The sequence below is a fragment of the Spirulina sp. CCY15215 genome (genome assembly GCF_016888125.1).
Classification (GTDB): Bacteria; Cyanobacteriota; Cyanobacteriia; order Cyanobacteriales; family Spirulinaceae; genus CCY15215.
Genome location: NZ_JACSWA010000190.1, coordinates 1 through 275, shown reverse-complemented (window position 1 = coordinate 275; position 275 = coordinate 1). Strand labels below are relative to the sequence as shown.

The 275-nt window shown below is 42.2% G+C and carries 1 pseudogene; it reads left to right on the top strand.

The annotated features are described in order from the left end of the window. Nucleotides 1-275, top strand: a pseudogene (locus tag JUI58_RS01055) (RNA-guided endonuclease TnpB family protein); the annotation flags it as partial.

The following is a 275-nucleotide window of genomic DNA, read 5'->3' as shown; positions in this document are numbered from 1 at the left end:
CTAGGAAGTTCAAAGAAGGCGAGTTAGAAAACCGTCCCCGACTGCCAAACTACCGAAAAAAAGGAGGGTTGGGAGGAATAACCTATCCCAAACAAGCTCTCAGACTGAAGGGTGAAAATGTCAGAATCCCCCTCGGTTTAAAGGTAAAAGCAGCCTTTAAAGTTGATTCATTCCTGTTGCCATTTCCCACCAATCTCGACTTTAAAAAGATTCGAGAAATTCGGATTCTGCCTCGTAATGGTTGCTTTTATGTTGAATGGGTCTATCAATTAGAA